Here is a 25,657-nt window from a genome sequence, read left to right on the forward strand (position 1 = left end):
CTTTTACCTTTCATAACAGACGCCTGGCACAGACAGGCCCGTCCTGAGCAGCAGAGATGCAGTAGGGGAAATTAACTAAAAGCCCTGGAATTCCGTGGCTTCATTTTTTTCAATCTGGTGTGGCAACAGCACAAGGAAAAAAGAAAACAGCAATAGAAACAAAAATAGCTATCGTTACCCTGATTATTGATAAGCAGCACTTTTTTAAATCAGTGGCTCTCTAGGTATATGTGGCAAAAGCCGTGTCTGCTTGAAAAAAAATCTATCAAAGGGATAAAAAATATTTATTACAGAACGGTATTTTTACAAAATCAAGTCAGATAAACCGGTTTATAACAATAAATAATCCAAATAATCTGCTGATTTAAAACAAATTTAACTCAATGAATCACAATTTAACTTAAGTCACACATAATAAACACAACTTTTATCATTTTTGAAGCCACGCACACGACACATCAGGAAAATTTATCTTTTGTGCGGACTGAATCGTATTTGCAGCGCGCACTGCATTGGCCGGGCGGGGTGTCCAGGGCATTGATTTATCGGTTTTGGTTATCTTTTTTTATGGCCTTCCCGGCCGTGGCTGGGCCGCTTTTGCCGCCCGCCCGCCGGGCATAAAAAAGCCGGGTTTCCCCGGCTTGGCGTCGTTGCGGTGTCACTCAGGCCTGTTGCACCTGAATACCGTGCTGCACCAGCACATCCCCCAGGGTATGGCCGCTCTCCAGCGCCCCGTTGTGGTAGACGTCAAACGTCAGGCCGTCCACCACCCGCTGGCCGTCAGCCGCCCAGGCATCGCCGCCGCCTGCCAGCGTGAGCTGGCTGCCCGCCGCCCCGCGCACCAACAGGTTGTCGTCCGGCTGATCCGTCAGGGTTTGCGCGCTCCGCTCATCAAGCCGCAGGCTGTTGGTGCCGCTTTCGCCCAGGTCAATGATCTCGATATGCGCCACATCCAGCCCGAGTGCCGACAGGTCCAGATGCTGATCGGTGCCCGCCAGCAGCAGCGTGTCGAGGCCGCTGCCGCCGTCCAGGTGCTGGATCTCCGTGGTGTGCAGCGTAAAGAGGTCATTGCCGCTGCCGCCCTGCACATCACTGCCGGGCGTGGTGACATCAATAACCTGCCCGCCGATGGAATAGGCCGTCTCCGCCGGGGACGCCTCAGCAGCGGCAGGCGCGGCACTCAGCGTGCTGCCTGCGTGATCGGCCACCGCGGCCTCATGGCCGGCCGCCGCCACGGTTGCCGCTTCCGGGGCCGCCGTGCTCTCTGTTGCCGCCGGCGCAGGCGCGGTGCCGAGGGTGATGTGGCTGGTGAGCGTGGTGACGTTGCCCGCCGCGTCGGTGAGGCTGGCCGTCAGCGGGTACTCCCCGTTCGGCTGCCCGGCCAGCGCCCGTGCCGGGATTGCCGCCGACCAGTTGCCGTTCTCCTGTACCGTGGCATGGTAGCTGACGCTGTTAAGCACCACCGCCACCAGCAGCCCGGCCGCGGCGGCAGTGGTGCTGCCGGTGACGGCAAAGCCGTTCTGCACGTCGCGCGCGGTGATCAGGTTGTCGCCGGTGACCGGGTTAAGCTGAAGTTCCGGCGCGGTGAAGTCCACGGTAAAGGTGCCGGACACCGCACGGCTGTTGCCTGCCGCATCCTGCGCCGTCACCGTGACGGTGGCGCGCCCTTCCGGCAAGGCCTGGAGATCGGCCGCCGGGATCGTCACCGTCCAGTTGCCGCTGCTGTTCACAATGGCGTTGTAGCGGTTTTCGCCCACCGCCACGCTGACCTGCTGGCCGTCACCGCTGATGCCGGTGGTGCCGGAGAGCGCCTGCCCCACCGCGGCTTCCGCCGCGCCCAGTGCGCCGTCAGCAAACGGGGTGTTGAGGGTCGGCGCGGGCAGCGTGGTGATGTGCACGCCGAGGTCGATGGTCTGGGTGATCGGCGTGCCGTCCACGTCGGTGACCGAGGCGGTCAGCGGCACCTGGCCATCCGGCAGCAGCGCCACATCCGCGGCGGGCACGGTGAAACGCCAGCTGCCGTCCGCCGCCACGGTGGTGCTGTAGGCGTGGCCGTCCAGCGCCAGCGACAGCGTTTCCCCCTCAGCGACCCTGGCGGTGACGCCGCTGAGCACCACGGCCCCGGCGGCTTCTTCAGCATTCAGGGTGTTGTCCCCGGCTACCGGGTTAAAGGCCAGCCCGCCCTGTTCAAGGTTGACCGTGGCGGCCTGGCTCTGCACCGCCGGGTTGCCGTGGATATCGGTAACCCGCGCCTCAATGACGATCCGCTCGCCGTTTTCCAGCCCGGCCAGCGCGGACTGCGGGATCGCCACGCGCCACTCCCCGCCGGAGGCCACGGTGGTGGTGTAGTTGACGCCGTTAAAGCGCAGCGTCAGGGTCTGCCCCGCTTCCACGCCCACGGTGCTGCCGGTGATGACCTGGTCCACCTGCACTTCTGCGGCATCCAGCACATTATCCCCGGTCAGCGCGTTCCGGGTGATGGCGATGTCGAGGTTGCGCGCTACCTCGATCTCCTGTTCCAGCGTGCTGACGTTACCGGCGGCATCAGCGACGCTGACGGTGATCGGGTAGATGCCGTTCGGCATCTGGTTCAGGCCGCTGAGGTAGAGCGCCCAGCTGCCGTCCCACAGCACTTCCGCCTGGTACGGCACGCCAAACAGCGTGACCACCGCTTTCTGGCCCACGGCGTCCAGGTCGGCGGTGCCGGAAATGGTGGTGTTGGTGTCGCTGTTAAGCAGCACGTTATCGCCTGAGAGCGGGTCCAGCGTCAGCGCCGGTGGCGTGAAGTCCACCTGGAAGCTGCCTTCGGCCTGCGCCTGGTTACCGGCGGCATCGGTGGCCGTGACGGTCACGCTGTGCTGCCCGTCCGGCAAAGCAGTGAGCCAGGCGGCAGGCAGCGTGGCGCTCCAGGCCCCGGTGGCCTCCACCACCGCGGCGATCTGCTGGCCGTTCAAACTGACCACCACCGTCTGCCCGTTACCCGTTATGCCGGTGTTCCCGGCGATACTCTGCCCCAGCGGCTGCGCCGCGTCCGCCTGGCCCAGCAGGCCATCGGCAAACAGCGTGTTTACCGTGGGTGCCGGCAGCGTGTTCACTGCCACACCCAGCGCGGCGCTGGCGTAGAGCTGCCCGCTGCTGAGGCTGGACGAACGGGCCACCAGCGACAGAATGCCGTCAGGGAACTGCGCCGCATCGGCCGCCGGGATTTCCGTCGCCCAGTGGCCCTCTGCGTCCACCCTGGCGGTGTAGCGGTGGCCGTTCAGCGTCAGGTTGACCACGGTGCCGGTGGCGACCCCAAGGGCGTGGCCGCTCAGGGTAATCGCTGCGCCCGCCTCGGCCGCATTGATCAGGTTATCGCCGGTGACCGGATCGATGCTCAACCCGGCGCGGTCAGTGTTGACGTTCACAAAACGGGTGGCGGTGGCCGTGTTACCGGCGGCATCGGTCACGCGCCCGAGCAGGGTGACACGCCCGCTGTTCAGGTCCGCCAGATCCTCCGCCGGCAGGGTCACCGACCAGATCCCACCCGCCTGAATCACCGTGGTGTAGGTATTCGCGCCGATTTTCAGCTGCACGCGCTGGCCGGTTTCCACATTGTCCGCTGAGCCGGTGATGATCTGGTCACTGAACAGGTCAGCCCCGTGCAGCCGGTTATCCCCGGAGACGGTGTCGATCCGCAGGCGCGGCAGGGTGGCGGCGTTGCCGTCCAGCACCAGGGCCCGGGTCTCTGTGGCGGTATTGCCCGCCGCATCCGTCAGGCTCACCTGGAGGTCGTAGCGGCCGTCCGGCAGGTTAACCAGCGCGCCCGGCGGCAGGCGCAGGCTCCAGCCGCCGCCCGGCCGCACCGTGGCCTCATAGGTAATGTTGTTGAACAGCACCGTCACGTTCACCACGCCGCCCACTTCCGAGCCGCTGCCGCTTAAGGAGACGCCCGCCGCCATTTCGCGCGCGTTGGCGATGTTGTCACCGGCAATGGTGTTGACCACCAGCGTCGGCGCGGTGAAATCCACCTGTACATTCCCGCTGACAAGCGCGGTGTTGCCCGCCAGATCGCTCACCACCACATCCAGTGCGGTGGTGCCTTCCGCCAGCCCGCGGAACGCAGAGGGCGGCAGGGTCAGTTGCCAGACGCCGCTCTCATCCACCGTGCCGGTGTAGATAAGCCCGCCCAGCGCCAGGCTCACGCTCTGCCCAGGGCCGGTCAGCCCGGTGTGGCCGGTGAGGGTCTGCGGGGCCTGCACCTCGGCGGCATTGAGCCGCCCATCCACAAACGGCGTATCCAGCGTCGGGTGCGGCAGGCTGTGCAGGTAGACGTTAAGCGGCGCGGTGGTAAAGACCGGGTCGCCGTCGGCGTCAAAGGTGCTGATGTTGACCGTCTGGCGGCCGTCCGGCAGCCCGGCCAGCGCCTCCGGGGGAAGGGTCAGCGTCCAGAGGCCCAGCCCGTCGGTCTGCGTGGTGTAGTTCTGGCCGTTAAGGATAACCGTCACGGTGCTGCCCTCCGGCACCCCGGCGGTGGTGCCGCTGAGGGTCAGCCCCGCGGCCTGTTCAGCGACGTTCAGCATCCCGTCCCCGGCCAGCGGGTTCACGCTGATGCCGCCCCGGTTGAGGTCAACCGTCAGGATGTCGCTGGCGGTGGCGCTGTTGCCCGCGCTGTTGGTGACGGCGGCGTTGACGGTCAGGCTGCCGTCACTGAGCAGGCGCAGGTCATTGGCCGGGATGGCGGTGCTCCAGCTGCCGTCCGGCTGCACCGCCGCAGTATAGGTGCGGCCGTTCAACGTCAGGGTGACGAGCAGCCCGGCCTCCACATGGTCGGCGTGGCCGCTCAGCGTCTGGGCGGTGTTCTGCTCGGCGCTGTTGAGCACATTGTCCCCGGCGAAGGCATCGAAGGTGATCGCCGGGGTGCTGAGCGGCCCGGCGGCCAGCGTGACCGCGCCGGTGACGGAGGTGCTGTTACCGGCGTCATCAATGATGGTGGCGGTGATCGGGTAACTGCCGTCCGGCAGGCCGGCCAGCGCGCCGCGCGGCAGCGGGATCGTCCAGATGCCGTCCTCGGTCACGGTGGTGGTGTAGGTTTCGCCGTTCAGCGTCACCACCACGGCCGCCCCCAGGGTGGTGTTGATCGGCACATCGGCGGAAGTGCCTTGCAGGGTCAGCGCCCTGGCGGCTTCTTCCGTATTGACGATGTTGTCCGCGGTCAGCGGGCTGATGTGCACGCCCGGCGGGGTGAAGTCCACGGTGAAGGCGCCGGGGCCGGACACCGTATTCCCGGCGATGTCACTGGCGGTGACGGTGTAGGTAACCAGCCCGCTGGGCAGCGCCTGCAACACCTCCGCCGGGATGGCGGCGCGCCAGAGGCCGCTCTCCTCCACCGTGGCGGTAAAGTTCCGGCCGGAGAGCGAGACCGTGACGCTCTGCCCTGCCCCGGTGACGCCGGTATAGCCGGAGAGCGTCTGCCCGGCGGCCGCCTCGGCCACGTTCAGGTAGCCGTCGCCGAACGGCGTATTATTCAGCAACTCCGGCTGGGTGTTGATCACCACCAGCAGATCCTGCGTGGAGGTGATCAGGCCACCGCTGCTGTTACGCACCTCGGCGGTCACGCTGTAGCTGCCGTCCTCCAGCGCGGCCAGGTCGGCCGCCGGGACGGTGGCGCGCCAGGTGGTGCCGCCGTTGATGGTGGCGTTGCTGGTCAGGGTGGTGGTGTAAGTGACGCCGTTGAGCGTGACCGTCACGGTATTACCGGCCGCCAGCCCCTGCGCCACGCCGCTGAGGGTGAGGTCGGTGGTGGCCTCGGCCGCATTGAGGATATTGTCCCCCGCCAGGGTGTCGATCGCCACCGTCTGCCCGCCGCTCACCACCGTGAGGGTTTCCCGCGTGCTGGCGGTGTTCCCCGCCGCATCCGCCACGCCGGCACTGAGCGTGAGGGCGCCGGTGGGCAACAGGGACATATCCGCCTGCGGCACGATCAGGTGCCAGCTGCCGTCCGCCTGCACCGGTGCCAGGTAGGTGTGGTTATTCAGCGTCACGGTCACCACCTGCCCGGCTTCCACGTTGGTGGTGGTGCCGTTCAGCTCCTGCGCCACGCCGCGCTCTGCGCTGTCGAGCCGGTTGTCGCCGGTGAACGGGGTAATCGCCAGTTGCGGCAGGTTGCTGTTGTCCACCGTTACGGTCTGGCGGGCGGTGGCCGGGTTGCCTGCGCTGTCGGTGGTGGTGGCGGTCAGGGCATAATCACCGGTCAGGCCGGCCAGGTCAGCCGCGGGCACCGCCACCCGCCAGGTGCCGTCTGCGGCCACCGTGGCGGTATAAGCCTGGTTGTTAAAGTCCACCGTGACCGTGCTGCCCGCCTCACCGGACTGGCCGGTGACGGTAATGCCGTTCTGCACATCGCGCTGGTTCAGCAGGTTATCCCCGGTGACCGGGTCGATGGCCAGTTGCGGCGCGGTGATGTCCAGCGCCAGGCTGCCGCCGGTGGTGCTGAGGTTACCGGCGGCATCGGTCACCGTCACGTTTACCGGGTAGCTGCCCTCCGCCAGCGCCTGCAACGCGCCGGACGGCAGCGTCACGCTCCAGCTGCCGTCGGCCGCCACCTCCCCGCGGTAGGTCTGGCCGTTCAGCGCAACCACCACGCTCTGGCCATCACCGCTGACGCCGGTGCTGCCGGTCAGCGTCTGGTCGCTTTGCGTCTGCGCCAGGTTAAGGGTGGCGGGCGGGTTCAGCACCGCCTGCGGCAGGTTGGTGACGTGCACGGCCAGCGTGGCCTCCGTGCGCTGGGTGCTGCCGTCCGCCAGGGTGATGGTCGCCACCACCGGCTGGGGGCCGTCCGGCAAGGCGCTGACGGCCTCCACCGGCACCGTGGCGCGCCAGGTGCCGTCCGCGTTCACCGCGGCGCTGTAAGGGACGTCATTCAGCAGTACCGTGACGCTGCTGTCGGGCGCGGTCTGGGTGGTGGTGCCGCTGATGACCAGCGGTTGTGCTGCTTCGGCGGCATTGAGGGCATTATCACCGGAGAGGGGGTCGATGATCAGGTCACTGGCGGCCAGCGGGGCGATAAGGCTGCCGGCGTTACGGGAGTTGTAGGTTGCGGTTGCCATAAACGGCCTCTTGTAGGAATCGTCATCACGCGCTGATGCCGGGTGCCCCTGGAGCAGAGCCACAGCTCAACGTGCATTAATCCAAAAGCCCCCGTCTGCGGCGGCTCTCTGTGTTTTCCAGTCTGGTGAAATACCGTCATAAAACGCCGGGCAAAAAAAGCAAAAAAGGGCCTGAGGTTATCGTAATAATCGATAAACACTGTTTTTTAGAAAAATAAAAGGGCCGGATATTCCGGCCTGACAGGAAGTCTATGGGAAAAACCCACCGGGATTGATCTAAGAAAAGTCCTGAAACGTGTTACGTAAACACGGCATAACCAAAAGAAATAACCGGATGGAAATAAACGTTATCAGTGACTTTTTGATATTTCTCCTTTTTCCGGGAACGCCCGCATATTCGTCCATATAAGGCCGAATAAAATAAAAAGCCGCATCATTAAAATAACAAAGAAATCATTAGAATATTTTATCCTTTTTAGGGCGCTATTATGGCCGTTATTCCGATTGCCGGTTAATCAACCCGATAAATAAGGCCGGGTTGCCCCGGCCTCGTTCACTTATTTCAGGGGTTCAGGCCACCTGTTTTTGTTAAATCGATCGCCTGTTATACCTGCTGCACCTGAATACCGTGCTGTACCAGCAAATCCCCCAGCGCCTCGGCACTTTCCAGCCCGGTGGCGTGGTAGACGTCAAAGGTCAGGCCGCCTGCCTCGCGCTGGCCGTGGGTTTCCCAGGTGTTATCGCCGGCAAGCATCAGGCGGCTGCCGTCTGCGCCACGGATAAACAGGCTCTCTTCCGGCTGGTCGCGCACGCTTTCCATCTCGTGCAGCCCCAGCGTCAGGCTGTTGCTGCCGTTGCCGAGGTCGAAGATGTCGATGTTTTCGATCTTCAGCCCGAGCGCGGTGAGATCCAGATGCTGATCCGTCCCGGCCAGTAACAGGGTATCCGTGCCGCTGCCGCCGTCGATATGCAGGAAGTCCAGCGTGTTCAGCAGGATGGTGTCATTGCCGCTGCCGCCCACCGCTTCGCCGCCGCTCTCCGCCAGGGTCAGCGTCTGGCCGCCGATGGCGTACGTCCCGTCTGCCGTGTCCGTTGCCGTTGCCTCCGGCGTCACCAGCGCAGTAGTCAGGGTGCTGTCGGCGCTGTCTGCGGTGGCCTGCCCGGCGACGGCCCGTGCGGCTTCGCTGTCAGCGGCATCCGGGGCCGCCTCCAGCGTCACGGTATGGGTCATCGAGGCCAGGTTTCCGGCGACATCCGTCAGGCTCACTGTCAGCGCGTAGTCACCGGCCGGTTGCTCCGCCAGCGCCTCCGCCGGGATCGCGACCGCCCAGTTCCCCGCCTCCTGCACCGTGGCGTGATACTCCACGCCGTTGAGCACCACCAGCACCAGCAGCCCGGCCGCCGCAATCCCGGCGCTGCCGGTCAGCGCAAAGCCCGCCTGCGCCTCCTGGTGGCTTATCCGGTTATCGCCGGAGACCGGGTTAAACGCCAGCTCCGGCGCGGTGGTGTCCACCGTCAGCACCGCTTTGGCGTGCAGGCGTTGCCAGCCCGCGCCTCTGACGCTCGCTTTCAGCGTGTTGCATCCCTCCTCCAGCGCCGCCACATCCGCCGCCGGGAGGGTCGCTGACCAGCTGCCGTCCCGGCCGACTTTGGCGGTGTAGTGTTCACCATTGAGGGTTAAATGCACCGTCGCCCCGCGCGGCACGCCGTCGGTATGGCCGGTGACGGTGATGGCACCGTCGGCCTCCGTGGCGTTGATCAGGTTGTCACCGGTAACCGGGTCGATGCTCAGGCCGTCGCGGTGGCTGTGGAGGCTGATGGTGCGGCTGGCGGTGGCGCGGTTACCGGAGGTATCCGTGACGCTGGCGCGCAATGTTTCACCGCCGTTGCCCAGCGCCGCCAGGTCTTCCGCCGGGACAATCAGCGACCAGACGCCGCCCGCCTGCACCTGGGTGGTGTAGGTGACGCCGCCCACTTTCAGGCTCAGCGTCTGCCCGCTTTCCACATTCTCCGAGCTGCCGGAGATAATCTGGTCGCTCTGGATCTCTGCGCCGTTCAGCACGTTATCCCCGGAGACTTTATGGATGCGCAGCACCGGCCGGTTGGCCGGGTCGGCGTCCAGCAGCAGGGACTCGGTGAGGGTGGTGGTCTGGCCGTTGGGGCCGGTCTGGCTGAGGGTCAGCGTATAGCGGCCGTCATCAAGCCCGGCCAGCGTGCTGCGCGGCAGCGTGACCTGCCACTGGCCCTCGTCATTGACCGCAGCGTGGTACGTTACGCCGTTAAGCAACAGGTTGACCGTGCCGCCCGCTTCGGAGCTTTGGCCGCTGATCGTCACCCCGGCGGCCGCCTCGGCGGCGTTGATGATGTTATCCCCGGCGATCGGGTCGAGGGTGATGACCGGCGCGGAGAGATCCACCGTCAGCAGGTTCAGGCCGCTTATCTGATTGCCGCTGAGATCGGTGGAGGTCGCCGAGACCCAGTAGCCGGTGTTGCCCAGCAGCGCCAGATCCGCCACCGGCACCGTCACGCTCCAGCTGCCGTCAGAGGCCGTGACCGTGGTCTGGTAGAGGTGGCCGTTCAGGTCAACGGTCACTGCCGCCCCCACCTGCCCGTTGGTAATGGTGCCGCTAATCACCAGCGGGGCGTTGGCCTCGTCAGCGGTCAGGGTACCGTCACCGGCCAGGGTATCGATGTTAAGCTGCCCCGGCGTGCGGTAGAGCAGGAAGCTGTGGCTGCCCACCGCCAGCAGGTTGCCGCCCGCGTCGGTGATGCTGCCGAGGATGTCGGTGGTCGGGTCATCCGGCAGGGTTTTCAGATCCGCAGATGGGATCAGCACGCTCCAGCTGTGGTCCGCCTGCACCTCCGCCTGATAGGTAAAGCCGCCCAGCGTCAGGGTCACGATGCTGCCCGCCGGGCTGTTTTCCGCCCGGCCGCTGAGCAGCTGGTCGCTCTCCAGCTCATCTTCATCCAGATAGTTGTCGCTGCCGCCGAACGGGTCAAAGGTCAACGGTTGCAGGTCGCCCAGTTCGACAGTGAGCGGCGCGGTGGCGGTGATCAGGTTACCGGCCAGATCGTAGGCGGTGACGGTGACGGTGAGCGGGCCATCGGGCAGCCCGGCCAGCTCCTGCGGGGTGAAGGTCACGGCCCAGTCTTCACTGTAATCAGAGAAGCTGTGGGTCACGCCGTTGATCGTCACCTGCACATCCAGCGGCATCGCCATAAAGTGGCTGCTGCCGCTGATGACCAGCCCGGCGGCGGCTTCCTCCGGCGTCAGCACGTTATCCCCGGCGATCGGGTCAATGGTAAGGGTGCCGGGGTCGGCCAGCACCACAAAGACATTTTCATTGCTGAGGGTGTTGCCTGCGCCGTCCGTGACGCTGCCGGCGAGGTCAACCCGGCCGTCAGGCAACTGGGCCAGATCGGCCGCCGGAACCGTGACCTGCCAGTAGCCGCCGATGCCGGTGGTGGTGGTGTAGATAAAGCTCTGGCCGTCAAACGAGGTCATCCGGATCGTCACCGCCAGCCCGGCCACGCCCTCACCCGTGGGGCTGTCGTCCAGGAAGAAGGTGCCGTCGAGGATCTGATCCTGCGCCTGCTCCCCGGCATCGACCACATCATCCCCGGCAAAGGGGTAAAACACGAAGCCGCCGCTGAAGGGCTGCGTGTTAAAGGTGACGTTGTGGCTGGTGGTGGTGAGCGTGCCGTCCGGGGCGGTGAGTTCTGCCGCCAGGGTATAGACGCCATTAGTGACGCCGCTGAAACTGCCCGCCGGTACGGTCACCTGCCAGGTGCCGTCAGCCGCCACGGTGCCGGTGTAGCGGTAGGCCGGGTCCTCAAAGGCGGTGACCACCACGGTGCCGCCCGCCGCGCTCACCGGCGCATGGCCGCTGATGACGACGTCGTTGGCTGTTTCCTCCGCAGTCAGGATGTTGTCTTCGGTCAGCGGGTCGAGGCGGAAGTCATCGAACGCGACCCTCAGGGTGAGCGTGTCACTGACCGGCACGGTGTTGGTGTCCAGCGCGTCGGCGGTAATGGTGTAGACGCCGCTGGTCAGGTCAGCCAGATCCCCGGCCGGGATTTGCAGGCTCCAGGTGTTATCACTCTGCACCAGCGCGGTGTAGCTCTGGCCGCCCAGCGTCACGGTGACGGTGTTGTCCGCCGGCACGCCGATCACCACGCCGCTGACCGTCAGGTTGTTGGCGGCTTCGGCGGTGTCGAGCTGGTTATCCCCGGCCACAATCCCGATGGCCACTGCCGTGCGGCCGGTGACCACCGTCACCTCTTCGGTGGCGGTGACGCTCTCGCCCCCGGCGTTGCTGACAGTGGCGGTGAGGTCATAGCGCGGGCGCACCACACCCAGTTCAGCCAGGTCGGCCTGCGGCACAATCAGCCGCCAGCTGCCGTCCGCCTCCACGTCAGCGGTGTAGGTGGTGTCGTTAAAGGTGACGGTGATGGTCTGCCCCGCCTCCACGTTGGTGGTGGTGCCGGTCAGCTCCTGCGCCACGCCGCGTTCGGCGCTGTTCAGCTCGCTGTCACCGGTGAACGGGTCAATGATCAGCCGCGGCAGGTCGGTCTCTGCAACGGTGATTTCACGGCTCACGAGGGTTTCATTAAGGAACCCATCGCCCACCCTGGCCGTCACGGTATAGCTGCCCGGCGCGAGGCCGTTCAGCGCCGCCGGGGAGAGCACCACGTTCCACAGCCCGTCGCCGTCCACAGAGCCATAATAGTTATTGCCGTTGAAGGTAACGAAGACACTGGTGCCCAGTTCGTCACTGTGGCCGGTAAGGGTGATGCCCGCCAGCAGCTCCGCGCGGTCCAGCGTGTCGTCCCCGGTGACCGGGTCGAAGGTCAGCGTTGGCGCGGTGACATCCACCTCCAGCTGGCTGGTGGCGCTGCGGCTGTTGCCCGCCATATCGGTCACGGTGGCGGTCAGCGGGTAGTTGCCGTCATCCAGGGTTTGCAGGACACCGGCAGGCAGCGTGACGCGCCAGGTGCCGTCACTGCCCACCGGCCCCTGGTAGGTCTGGCCGTCGAGGGTGACGCTGACAACCGGGTTAAGCCCGTTGACGCTGGCGGTGCCGGTCAGGCTCTGGTCCTGCTGGGCGCGCTCAGCGTTGATTGAAATGGGGAAATCGATAGAGATCTGCGGCAGCGCACCGGCGTAGACGCCCAGGGTCAGGCTGTCCGTCAGCGGGTCACCGGCGGCGTTAACGGTGGTGACTTCTGCCGTGACCGGCCCATCGGACAGCGCCTGAAGGTCGGCGGCGGGCACGGTGATGCTCCAGAGGCCATCAGCCGCCACGGTGCCGCTGTAGCTCTGGCCGTTCAGCGTCAGGGTTACGGGCGTGCCCTGCGCCAGATTGCTGGAGGCCCCCTGCACGGTCAGATCGCTTTGCGCCTCCTGCGCATTGAGGCGGTTATCCCCGGCCAGTGTATCGATGGCGATGCCGTCCAGCGTGTCTTCCACCGCAAAACGGTTGATCACCGTTTCCGCCGGGTTACCGGCGCTGTCAGTGACGTCGGCCAGCAGGATATTGGCCCCGTTGGGCAGGGCGGCGATGTCCGCCGCCGGGATAATCAGGCTCCAGCTGCCGTCGGCCTGCACCACGGCGGTGTAGCTTTTTTCATTCAGGCTGACGGTCACCACCTGCCCGGCTTCCACGTTCTGGGCAGTGCCGTAAATCGCCTGCGCGACCTGGTGCTCCGCACCCGTCAGGATATTGTCCAGCCCACCGCTTAACGAGGGCAGTGAGGCGGGGTCGGCGTTGATCCGCAGTTCCCGTGTGGCGGAAACAGGGTTGCCGTCGCCATCCGCGGCTTCGGCAACCAGCGAATAGGTGCCGTCCGGGAAACTGCCGTCACGGGCGCTGAGGGTATGCGCCGGGATGGTGAACTGCCAGTCGCCCCCGGCCCCGGTCTGGGCGGTAAAGGTCTGGCTGCCGAGGGTTACGGTGACCAGCGCGCTCTCCAGCGAGGAGGTGCCGCTGACAACAATATCCTGTTCCGCTTCGGCAAAGTTAATGACGTTGTCCGGCACCAGCGGGTTGATGGCCAGCACCGGGACGGCCAGCGCGCTGCTCGCGGCGGCGGCCACCACCCCGGCGCGGCTCATGTCTGACGCGCCGGAATAACGGGAAAGTTCTGGGTTATTTTTCATAGGCTGCCTCTTATTTAAAAAAACGGACTACATTCCATCCTGAACGCCCCCGCTTATTTCATTCGGAGGCAAAAAGGAGATGGAAAATTATCTGTACACCCTGCCCGGCAAGGCGTACCTCTTTTTAATGAGCGAACCTGAATAAAAAATCACCCTATGAAAACGGTTATTTTCCTGTGCATTATTCCTGTGTATTGATAAGCAATGTTTTTTAAATAACCACCGCGTTGAATTTCCTTTTCAGCCCTGCTTATCTGTTCTGTTTTTCACTGCACACGCCGGGCAGAAATAACCTTTATGCTCAAAGAGATGGGGGGTTACACACAAAAACAGGGCGTTACAGGCCACCCCCGCGCCTGGCATTGTCACCTGCCCCGGTTTTAACAAATTTAGCCATTGTTAAAATCAGGTTAAATAATAGGCTTATTTCCTGGCAGATTAAATAGCCTGCAACTTCCGCCCGGCGATTTTATTCATTATGGGAGCTGAATCGCAGATAACCCAGCGCCTATTAACGGCGTCCAAAATAAACCGCCATTTCATCTGCTGTTTAAAAGAATAAACAGCGAAGCGGCAATAAAAAAGGGCCACAATAGCGGCCCCTGATATAAATAACAGGCTGTTTTGGGTTACACCTGCTGCACCTGAATACCGTGCTGCACCAGCAGGTCGCCCAGCGCATCGGCGTTTTCCAGCCCGGTGGCGTGGTAAACGTCAAAGGTCAGGCCGCCGACTTCGCGCTGGCCACTGGTTTCCCAGGTGTTATCGCCGGTAAGCACAAGCTGGCTGCCGTCTTGCCCGCGGATAAACAGGTTCTCTTCCGGCTGGTCGCGCACCGTTTCGGCCTCATGCAGCCCCAGCGTCAGGCTGTTGCTGCCGTTGCCGAGGTCAAAGATATCGATGTTCTCTATCTTCAGCCCGAGCGCGGTGAGGTCGAGGTGCTGGTCGCTGCCCGCCAGCAGCAGCGTGTCGGTGCCGCTGCCGCCGTCGATGTGCAGGAAGTCCAGGGTGTGCAACACAATGGTGTCATTGCCGCTGCCGCCGAGGGCTTCACCGCCGTGTTCTGTCAGGGTCAGCGTCTGCCCGCCGATGGCGTAGGTGCCGTGCCCGGCCGGGGTCTCCGCAGCGGCCGCTTCCGGCGTGACCAGCGCGCTGGTCAGGGTGCTGTCGGCGTTATCTGCCGCCACCGCCTGGCTGGTGACCGTCAGCGCGGAAAGCTGTTCGGCGCTATCGGTATCCGGTGCCGCGTCCAGCGTGATCGCACTGGTCACCGTGGTCAGGTTGCCGGCGACGTCCGTGAGGCTCACCGTCAGCGGGTAGTCACCGGCCGGTTGGTCGGCCAGTGCCTCAGGCGGGATCGCCACCGACCAGTCACCGCTCGCCTGCACCTTACCGTGATACTCCACGCCGTTAAGCACCACCAGCACCAGCAGCCCGGCGGCGGCCATCCCGGCGCTGCCGGTCAGGGAGAAGCCCGCCTGCACCTCCTGCTGGCTTATCCGGTTGTCACCTGTAGCTGGGTTAAATGCCAGTTCAGGGGCGGTGGTGTCCACCGTCAATACCGCTTTGGCGTAGAGCATCTGGCCGCCGGCGCTTTTCACGCAGGCGGTCAGCGTGGCGCTGCCCGCTTTCAGTGCTGCCACATCGGCCGCCGGGAGCATCGCCGACCAGTTGCCGTCTTCCCCCACGGTGGCGGTGTAGTGTTTGCTGTTCAGCGTCAGTTGTACTGTCGCCCCATGCTGCACGCCGTCGGTGTGGCCGGTCAGGGTGATCGCGCCGCCCGCTTCGTCACCGTTGATCAGGTTGTCGCCGGTGACCGGGTCGATGCTCAGGCCGTCACGGTCACTTTTGATGTTGAGGTTGCGGCTGGCGGTGGCGCGGTGGCCGGCCGCGTCCATGACGCTGGCGCGCAGCGTCAACCCGCCATCGCCCAGCGCCGCCAGATCCGCAGCCGGCACCAGCAGCGACCAGCCGCCGCCCGGCTGTACCTGGGTGGTGTAGGTGACGCTGCCGATTTTCAGGCTCAGCGTCTGCCCGCTCTCCACGTTCTCTGAGCTGCCGGTGATGACCTGGTCGCTCTGGAGTTCCGCGCCGTTGATCAGGTTATCCCCGGAGATGTTATGGATGCGCAGCACCGGGCGGACGGTGGATTCCACCTCCAGGCGCAGATCCTGGGTGGTGGTGGTGGTGTTGCCGTGGTCGTCGTTTGCCGTGAGCACCAACTGATAGGTGCCATCCGGGAAGCTGCCGTCGCGGCCGCTGAGGGTATGCGCCGGGATGGTGATCTGCCAGATGCCGTTACTCCCGGCCTCGGTGGTGAGGGTCAGGCCACCGAGTGTTATCGTCACTGTCGCATAGGGTTCGGAGGAGGTGCCGCTGAGGGTGATATCCTTTTCCGCCTCGGCGAAGGTGATCACGTTATCCCCGGCGACCGGCTCCAGCGTCAGGGTCGGCGCAACCAGGTCAACGGTGACGAAATACCGGTCCTCGGTCGCAGTGTTACCGGCAATGTCACTCACGGTAACGATAAGCGTGGTGAAATCTTTACCGGCCAGCGCCTGCAACGCAGAGGACGGCAGGATCAGCTGCCAGTTCCCCTCTTCATCAACCGTCCCGTTGTAGGTGATGCCTTCCATCGTGACGGTCGCCGTCTGCCCCGGCCCGCGCAGGCCGGTGGTGCCGGTGAGCAGCTGGTCAACGGCGGCCTTCTCCGCGTTGAGCACCTCGTTGCCAAACGGCGTATCAAGCTGGGCCGTGGCGGAGTCGTAATGCATGCCAATCTGTATGCTGGCACTCCGCCCGTCCGGCGCTTTCACCGTCAGCGTCTGTTGGTCCACCCGATTCCAGTATCCGTAGAGCTCGTCACTCGAGATCTTATACGACCAGCTGCCGTCTTCGCGGGTGGTGGTGTGATAATACCGGATGCCGCCGTCGCTCGGGTGCTGGAGTATAGTCAGGGTCAGCCCGGTACCGGCCGGCAACCCGTCCGTCATACCGCTCAGGGTGATCCCCGCCTTGCCTTCCGCATAGTTGATCAGGTTGTCACCGGCCACTGGGTTGATGCTGATGGGGGCGAAAACCAAATCCACCTGGGCAGTGGTGGCCGCGCTGCCGCTGTTACCGGCCGCATCGGTGGCCAGCACTGACAGCGCCGCAGCACCCTCCGGCAGCGCCTGCAAATCCACCGCCGGGAGCGTGGCCTGCCAGTGGCCGTCATTATCGACGGCAGCGGCATAGGTTTTGCCGTTCAGCGTCAGGGTCACTGACTGCCCGCTGCCGGAGACGCCGGTGGTGCCGGTGAGCAACTGGTCGGTGGCCGCCTCCTCTGCCGTCAATACGCCGTCACCAAACGGCAGGTCAAATGCCGGCGTGGGGCTGGCCTGAATCCCCACGGCCACGTCGAGCGAGAGCGGCGTATTGCCCGGTACGCTGGCCGTCGCGGTGACGGTACCGTCCGGTAAGTTGATAATTTCTGTCGTAGGGATCGGCACCGACCAGCTGCCGTCATCCTTGATGACGGTGGTATGGGCCACGCCGTTGAGCGTCACCGTCACCGTCAGCCCCGTCGCGATGGGGTCGGCAGTGCCGCTGAGCACGACGCCTGCCACCGCATCCGCCGCCGTGATGCGGTTATCCCCGGTCACCGGATCCAGGGTCAGGTGGATATTGCCGGGGACGATTTCAATGGGGTATGACGAAGACATATAGTTCCCTGCCACATCCTCGGCAGACACCTCAATATAAAAGACATTCCTTTCTGCAAAACGGTGCAGGTCCTGCAAGATGGCCGAAGGGGCGGTGAACGCCCAGTGGCCGTTCGCATCTACGTCAGCCTGAAAAGTGTCGAGGAAGAAAATGACCTTAACCTGCTGTATCCCCTTCACGACGGTGCCGGTCAAGACCTGATCCTGCGCTGCCTCTTCGGGCGTCAGCACGCCATCGCCAAAGGGAGTGTCAATCGTCACCCCGCGTGAGTCATACTGGCTATAGACGCCCACCTCGCGGGTTACCGTCGCACTGCCCGGCGCGCTGAAGGTAAAGGGATACCGGCCGTTAGGGACATCCTCGACATTCTCGATATAGAGGCTCCAGCTCCCGTCTGCTTTGGTCTGGGTGTAATAGCTTTTATCCGCAAAATCGACTGTTATGTAGGTGTTCTGCGGGAGGGTGGGTGCGCTGCCGCTGACGTAAATACGAGACATTTCCTCGGAATTGATGTAGTCATCCCCGGCCACCGGGTTTACCAGAAGTTTTTGGGCGGTATAGTCCACCGTCAGCGTTTCAATGCTGCGTGTCACCTGCCCGGTCAGGTTAGTCGCGACGGCGGTGATCTGCTCCTCCCCGTTATAGAGTGCCAGCAGATCGGCGGCCGGCACCGTGGTGGTGAAGCTGCCGTCTGCCGCGACGGTGGCGCTGTAGGTTTTATAGTTCAGGGTAAGGGTGACGGTCTGCCCCGCTTCAATGCCGGTGGTAGTGCCGCTCAGGGTCTGCGGCCGCAATGCTTCCAGGTCGCTCAGCACATAGTCGCCGACAAAAGGGTTCATGGTCAGGGAGGGCAGGCTGCTGTCTACCGTCAGCCTGCTGTAACTCGCGGCTTCCTGCCCGGCCAGGTTGCTGACGGTAGCGATAATCTGTGCGCCGTCAGGCAGCGCGGCCACCTCAGCCGCCGGGACGCTGGTGCGCCATTCTCCGCTCTCATTGACCGTTGCGGTGTAGGTGTGGCCGTTGAGCGTCAGGGTGACCGTCTGCCCCGCTTCCACATAATGGGTAGTGCCGCTCAGGGTCTGGGTGGCCTGGCCTTCCGGGCCGCTGAGGATGCTATCACCGGCAAACGGATAGACAATCAGTGAGGGCCAGGCAGGTTTTACCAATATCGACACGCTGTCGCTGGCGATTGTCCCTTCTGCCGAGCTTGCAGACACATCGGCATGGCCACCGCCCAGTCTGACCATGTTACTTAACTGCGAGGGGATTTCCGCGCGCCAGCTGCCGTTCGCCTGGACTATCGCCGACTCCGATTGCTCAAAGGGGCCGAAATCGATGTCAAGGGTAGACCCGGGTGCAATGCCGGTGGTGGTGCCGCTCAGGATGCTGGTCTGAAAAAAATTTTTTTCATATGCCGTGAGAATATTGTCCCCGCTAACGGGGTCAATGGTAATTGTCGGGGTCACAGCGGCCTGCACGTCAGTGGTGGCGGCGGTTGCCTGCACGGCCAGCGCACTCAGGGCGTTTTCATCGGACGCAGAGGAAATAAGGTTGCCGGTAGAGCGGGAGGAACGCGTGGTAGTCATATACTGCCTCTTATTTAATAATCCTGAATAATTGCCCTGCGGTATATTCTGATGAATGGAAATAAACCGCGTGGCGATTCCATAAAGACTCAACGATCATGGCGTTACGCTTTCCAGACTGGTGCAGAAAGGCAAAAAAAGAATAAAAAGGTTAATTAATAACGCGAATAAAATAACATCCCGCCCTGATAGGCAATGATCCGCCACCGGGGCGGATTAACGTATTGATTCAGGGTCTATTGTCAGGTGTCCAGTGTAACTGAAAAATAACAGGAAAATAGGGTAAACCGGGTTATTTATATATTCTGCGCGCGACCTCTGAATATTTCCTTTTGACAGCGCAGGGTAAAAACAGTCATTTTTAGGAAAAAGGCCAGAGACGCCGTTTATTTACCGCGGTCTCTCTGGTTTATAAGGCACCGGGCTTCCCCGGCGCCTCTTTTAATTACCCCTGTTGCACCAGAATGCCCTGCTGTACCAGCAGATCCGCACTCTCCAGCCCGGTGGCGTGGTAAACATCAAACAACAGGCCGCCGACTTCGCGCTGGCCGTGGGTTTCCCAGGTGTTATCGCCGGTGAGCACAAGCTGGCTGCCGTCCGCCCCGCGGATAAACAGGTTCTCTTCCGGCGTATCCCGCACCGTTTCGGCCTCATGCAGCCCCAGCGTCAGGCTGTTGCTGCCGTTGCCGAGGTCAAAGATATCGATGTTCTCAATCTTCAGCCCGAGCGTGGTGAGGTCGAGGTGCTGGTCGCTGCCCGCCAGCAGCAGCGTGTCGGTGCCGCTGCCGCCGTCGATATGCAGGAAGTCCAGCGTGTTGAGCAGGATGGTGTCATCGCCGCTGCCGCCGAGGGCTTCAGCGCCCGGTTCCGCCAGGGTCAGCGTCTGGCCGCCGATGGCGTAGGTGCCCTCTGCCGTATCCGTTGCGGTGTCCGGTACCGCCAGCGCGCTGGTCAGGGTGCTGTCAGCGCTCTCCGCCACCGTCTGGCTGGTGACCGTCAGGGCGGCGGTCTCTGTGGCGTCCGCGTCCGGCGCGGCTTCCAGCGTCACGACACTGGTCAACGAGGTGAGGTTGCCTGCGGTGTCGGTCAGGCTTACCGTCAGCGGGTAATCCCCCGCCGGTTGGTCAGCCAGCGTCCCGGCCGGGATGGCAACCGTCCAGTCACCGCTCGCCTGCACCTTGCCCTGATACTCCACGCCGTTGAGCACTACCAGCACCAATAATCCGGCGGCGGCAATCCCGGCGCTGCCGGTGAGCGCAAAGCCCGCCTGCGCCTCCTGAAGGCTGATGAGGTTGTCACCGGTGACCGGGAGCAACGCCAGCTCCGGCGCACGGGTGTCCACCGTCAGCACCGCTTTGGCGTAGAGCATCTGGCCGCAGGCGCTTTTCACGCAGGCGGTCAGCGTGGCGCTGCCCTCCTCCAGCGCCGCCACATCGGCGGCCGGGACCTTAGCCGACCAGCTGCCGTCTTTGCCGACTTTGGCGGTGTAGTGCTCACCGTTGAGCGTCAGCCGTACCGTGGCGCCATGCCGCACGCCGTCGGTGTGGCCGGTCAGGGTAATCGCGCCCTCTGCATCGGCAGCGTTAATCAGGTTGTCGCCGGTGACCGGGTCGATGCTCAGGCCGTCACGGTCGCTTTTGATAATGAGGTTGCGGCTGGCGGTGGCGCGGTTGCCGGAGGCATCGGTGACGCCGGCGCGCAGCGTCTCGCCACCGTCACCCAGCGCCGCCAGGTCTTCCGCCGGGACAATCAGCGACCAGCCGCCGCCCGGCTGCACCTGGGTGGTGTAGGTCACGCCGCCGATTTTCAGGCTCAACGTCTGCCCGCTCTCCACGTTCTCCGAGCTGCCGGTGATAATCTGGTCGCTCTGAAGCTCCGCGCCGTTGAGCACGTTATCGTGGGAGATGGTGTGGATGCGCAACACCGGCCGGTTGGCCGGGTCGGCGTCCAGCAGCAGCGACTCCGTGACGGTGGTGGTCTGGCCGTTGAAACCGGTCTGGCTGAGGGTCAGGGTGTAGCGGCCATCTTCCAGCTCCGCGAGGGCACTGTTTGGCAGGGCCAGCTGCCAGTTGCCCTCTTCATCAACCCCGGCCTCATAAGTCACGCCGTTGAGCTGCACGCTGACCACCCCGCCCGCCTCCGAGCTCTGGCCGCTGAGCACCACCCCGGCTGCCGCCTCAGCAGCGTTGATGATGTTGTCCCCGGCGATCGGGTCAAGGGTGATGAAGCCGCTCTCTTCCGGCAGCCCCACAAACTCATCCCGCCCACTGATGCGGTTATCCACCCCATCAGTGGCCTCTGCCAGCACCACCAGATGACCTTCGCCCATCCGTTGTAAATCTGCAGACGGCAACGTCACCTGCCAGCGCCCCTCTCGATCGGTCGTGGTGGTGTAATAGAATGGCTGACCTTCCAGATCAAACGCCTGGATACGGATCCTCACCCCACCCTCAGGATTTTCATCACTCAGGAAACGGCCACTAAACAGCTGATCCTGCGCCCGTTCGTCATAGGTCAGCACCCCATCCCCGGTGAACGCATCAAAAGAGAAGCTGCCGGTAAAGGGCCATTGGTTGATGGTGACGTCATGGCTGGCCGTGGTGACGGTGCCGTCCGGCGCGGTCAGCTCCGCCACCAGCGTGTAAGTGCCGTTGGCCGCACTGCTGAAACTTCCGGCCGGTACGGTGACCTGCCAGCGGCCGTTGGTCTCCACGGTGCCGGTGTAGCGGTAGGCCGGATCATCAAAAACGGTGACAACAATCGTGCCGGCCGGTGCATGGCCGCTGATCACAATCTCGTTTGCCGTCTCATCGGCATTCAGGATGTTGTCATCGCTGATCGGGTCGATCTGGAAAGTCGGCGCGTTAATGTCCGCGAAAAAGGTCGTCTGGGTGCTGCTGATGTTACCGGCAGCATCGGTGGCCGTCACCGTCAGGGCCAGGTCGCCGTTACTGAGCTGTTGCAGGGTCGTCACCGGCACTGTGGCTTGCCAGTGGCCGTCGCTGTCTACGACGGCGGAGACCGGATAATCGGCAATGGTCAGGGCCACACTCTGCCCGGCCCCATTGACGCCGGTGCTGCCGGTGAGAATCTGTGCCTGTTGCACTTCATCACTGGTAAGCACGCCATCCCCAAATGGCGTATTGACGGTGGGTTCAGGCAGGTTATGCAGATACACGTCAAGTGTGGTGATAGTCGAGATGGTATTAAATAAGAAATCATATGTCGTGGCCTTGAGCGTGACCGGGCCATCCGGCAACAGGGCCAAATCTTCCGGCGGAATGGTTAGCGTCCAGTCAACGCCAATTTCCGGGAAGTCCAGGGAAGCATGATAATGCCCCCCATTCAAGATGACTGTGACCCCGGCACGCGCCGAGACCTGATCTACGGTGCCGCTGACAACCAGCCCCCCGGCAGCCTCTTCGGCATTCAGCATATTATCGCCCCCCGCCAGCGGGTTGATGCTGATACCGCCTGCGCTTGGGTCGACAACAAAGAGATGTTCTGCAGAAGCCATCACATTGCCTGCTGCATCCGTGACATTGCCGGTAATAGTGACGTCCCCGTAAGTAAGCAGGGCCAGATCATCGGCCGGAACCTGTACACTCCAACGCTCATCCTGTTGAACTTCAGCGCTATACTGCTTTCCTTTCAGCGTCAGGGTAACAATATTGCCCGCATCAATGTTATAGGCGTAGCCGCTGAGGGATTGATCGAGGCTCTGTTCCCTACTGTTCAGGAGATCATCACCGGTAAACGGGTTGAAAGTCAGCTCCGGCAGCGCCATTTCCTCCACAACAATAACCTGATTGATTTGCTCCTGATTATTGTGCTTATCGTTCACTGTGGCTGTCAGCGTATAGCTGCCGGATGTCAGTTCCGCCAAGACTTCCGGTGAAAGCTCAATGCTCCAGTGTCCATCACCATCGGCAAGTGCGGAGTAGGAACTGCCATTTAAGGTCACAATAACGTTGGCACCGGGTGCATTCGTCTGCCCGGTGAGGGTGACGCCTGCCAGCAACTCATCACGGTTAAGCTGGTTGTCGCCGGTCAGCGGGTCGAGCGTCAGCGTCGGCGGCGTCAGGGCCAGCGTCGGGATCTGCTCAGCGGTTCCGCTGTTACCGGCGATGTCGGTGACGGTAGCCAGCATGTAAACCCAGCTCCCGGTCAGCGCCTGTAATGCGGCGGACGGCAGGGTCACTTGCCAGTTGCCGTTCTCATCCACGCTGCCGCTAAAGGAGGCGACGTTGCCGTTGCCAAGTGGCTCACTCTCCAGCGTCACCACTACCGTTTGCCCGGCGCCGCGCATCCCGGTTTTACCGGTCAGCACCTGGTCGGTGGCCGCCTCGGCAAGGGTGAGGATGCCGTCGCCAAAGGGCTGATTGAAGGTCGCGTCTGCGCGGTTATCGATATAGTTGCCGATCACAGTGCTGGCGGACTGCCCGTCGGGGGCCGTTACGGTCAGTACCAGCGGGCTGGCCTGCCACCAGCTATTGAAAACATCATGCTGAGACACGTCATACGTCCAGCTGCCGTCTGTGCCGGTGGTGGTGGTGTAGGTGTTCCCGGCGAGCGTCAGCGTCAGCACGGTGCCGGTCGGCAACCCATCGGTGATGCCGCCCAGGGTGATGCCGTCCAGCGCTTCGTCAAAGTTAACCAGATTGTCACCGGTAACCGGGTAAATGGTGATCGGGGCAGTGATCTGATCGACCAGTATCGTGAGGGTGTCGCTTCCGCTGTAACCTGCCGCATCGGTGGCAATCACCTTCAGGGTCGCGCCGCCCTCCGGCAACGCCTGCAAAACAGAAGATGGCAGGATCGCCTGCCAGTGGCCGCTGTCATCCACGGTGGCAGCATAGGTTTTGCCGTTCAGCGTGACCACCACCGACTGCCCGCTGCCGGTAACCCCGGTGGTGCCGGTCAACAGCTGGTCGGTGGCAGCTTCTTCCGCTGTCAGTACACTGTCACCAAAGGGGGTGTCAAACACCGGGGCGGGACTGGCCTGAATCGCGACGTTCACGTCAATATTAACCGGCGCGCTGCCCGGCAGGGCCACGGTTGCTGTGACAATGCCGTCAGGCAGGCTGACCAGCTCCGCGGTGGTGATTGGTACTGACCAGCTACCGTTACTGGTAATGGTGGTGCGGTGAACCACACCGTTAAGCGTGACGGTCAGCGTCAGCCCGGCGGCCGACGCATTCGCGGTGCCGCTGAGCACAATACCGGCAGCGGCTTCAGCGGCGTTAATGATGTTATCCCCGGCGACCGGCTTCATAGTCAGGTTGGCATCGCCGAACGCCACTTCGAAACGTTTATCTTCGTAATCGTAGTTACCGACGAAATCATACGCTACAACAGAGATCCGCTCACTCGTCCCTGAGATTTCCTGGAGTGCGCCCGCCGGGACGGTGACCACCCACTCCCCGTTGGCAGCGGCGGTGGTCTCATAACGCCACTCCCCGATACTCAGCTCAATTCGCTGACCTGCGCCGGTAATTCCTGTCGATCCGGTCAGGGTCTGCGCCTGTGCCGCTTCGGCAGAGGTCAGCACGCCATCACCAAACGGGGTGTCGATACGCATCGGGAAATTATTGAGCGGTGAGGCATAGAGCCCCACGTCCACACTGACCGGGGCGCTGCCGGGGGCGTCAACGGTCAGCGTATACTGGCCGTCCGGCAAGCCGTACATAAACATCCCCTCAATCGGGATGCGCCAGGTGCCGTCAGCTTCTACCTGCGTGCTGAAGCTTCTGTTAACAAACGTCAGGTTAATCACAGAACCGGCAATAGAGGGTGCGCTGCCGCTAATCTCAACGCTGCCGACTTCCAACCCGTTAATATAGTTATCGCCGGTCACCGGGTTAACGATAATACGCGGCGTGGTATAAACGGCGGTAAAAAACTGGCTGTCACGGGTTGTTTCCCCCGCCTGGTTGGTCGCCGTTGCTGAAATCTCCGCCTCCCCGTTGTAAAGCCGCAACAGATCGGCGGCCGGGATCGCGGCGGAGAAGCTGCCGTCGGCGGCGACCAGGGTGGTATAGGTTTTGCCGTTCAGGGTGATGGTCACCGTTTGCCCGGCTTCGACCCCGGTGGTGGTGCCGCTCAGGGCCGGTGAGCGGAAGGCCTCGGCATCACTCAGCACGTTGTCGGTGGCGAACGCATTTAAGGTCAGTGACGGCAGGCTGCTGTTGACCGTCAGGGTGGCGCTGTCCCCCGCCTGCTGGCCGCGCGCATTGCTGACGGTGGCGGTTATCTCTGCACCATCGGGCAGAGTTGCCATATCCGCGGCCGGGATGTCGATGTACCAATTGCCATCCGTCCCGACTTGCGCGGTATAGGTTTTTTCATTCAGGGTGACCGTGACAATCTGGCCCGGCTCAACAAACCCTGCACTGCCGCTCAGGCGCTGGGCTGCCTGCCCTTCCTGGCCGCTGACAATATCGTCACCGGTAAAGGCGTGAAGGGTCAGGGAGGGCCAACCATAATTCACGGTAAGAGGTGACGAAGCGTAGGCATTGGTGCCGTCGGCATTACTGACCGACGCCACAATTCCACTTCCGTTATAGCGAAACACGTAGTACATATCCGAGGGATGGATGGCCGCGCTCCAGCTACCGTCCGCCTGGACGGTAGCGGTTGCATGGGCGTAATCCCCAACCGTGATATTGACGACCCGCCCGGCGGCTATACCGGTTGTCATACCACGAATAATTTGTTCAGTTTCTCCCTCAACGCCATTGAGGATGTTGTCACCGGCAAAGGGGTAAATAGTCAGCGTCGGGGCAACGGCTTGTGCTTCCGTGGCCGTGGTGGCCTGTCCCGCGTCTGCCTGCGGGATGTCAGTTTCCGGTGCCGGGGTGTGACTGGCGGCGGCGCTGTTTAACGATCCGGCCAGCGTAATAACCGGGGTGTCATCAATACGCGGGGACGTCAGGGTGCTGTGGTAGCGGGAGAGAGAAAATGTCCTTGTCATAGAGTGCCTCGTGTTCACGAATCCATAAATATCCCCCATGCGGCACCTTCCCGTTATGCACGGCTCAGGAAAAAGCGCAGGGAGATCCTGGTGGGACGTTACGTTAAAGGGATAAGGGGGCCGGGTTGCTCGGCCCCCTGTGGCT

General features: G+C 63.0%; 4 protein-coding genes. All 4 read right to left on the reverse strand.

Going from position 1 to position 25,657, the window contains the following annotated elements; genetic code table 11:
• Nucleotides 1-662 precede the first annotated feature (662 nt).
• The 4 genes from CYR52_RS09050 to CYR52_RS09065 all read right to left on the reverse strand — a co-directional run bounded on the left by CYR52_RS09050 (nt 663) and on the right by CYR52_RS09065 (nt 25,512).
• The gene (locus tag CYR52_RS09050) at nt 663-7,088 is read right to left on the reverse strand and encodes an Ig-like domain-containing protein (protein WP_101828461.1); all 6,426 of its coding nucleotides are present in this window, start codon (nt 7,086-7,088) and stop codon (nt 663-665) included.
• Nucleotides 7,089-7,692: 604 nt separating this feature from the next.
• The gene (locus CYR52_RS09055; RefSeq protein ID WP_101828462.1) at nt 7,693-13,248 is read right to left on the reverse strand and encodes an Ig-like domain-containing protein; all 5,556 of its coding nucleotides are present in this window, start codon (nt 13,246-13,248) and stop codon (nt 7,693-7,695) included.
• Nucleotides 13,249-13,877: 629 nt separating this feature from the next.
• Complete coding sequence (locus CYR52_RS09060) at nt 13,878-18,539, reverse strand: Ig-like domain-containing protein (protein WP_101828463.1); 4,662 nt, start codon at nt 18,537-18,539, stop codon at nt 13,878-13,880.
• A gap of 445 nt (nt 18,540-18,984) precedes the next feature.
• Nucleotides 18,985-25,512: an Ig-like domain-containing protein gene (locus CYR52_RS09065; RefSeq protein ID WP_165699080.1), complete on the reverse strand. Its 6,528-nt coding sequence runs from the start codon at nt 25,510-25,512 to the stop codon at nt 18,985-18,987.
• Nucleotides 25,513-25,657: the final 145 nt, after the last annotated feature.

The organism is Chimaeribacter arupi (assembly GCF_002858805.1).
GTDB classification, from domain to species: Bacteria; Pseudomonadota; Gammaproteobacteria; order Enterobacterales; family Enterobacteriaceae; genus Chimaeribacter; species Chimaeribacter arupi.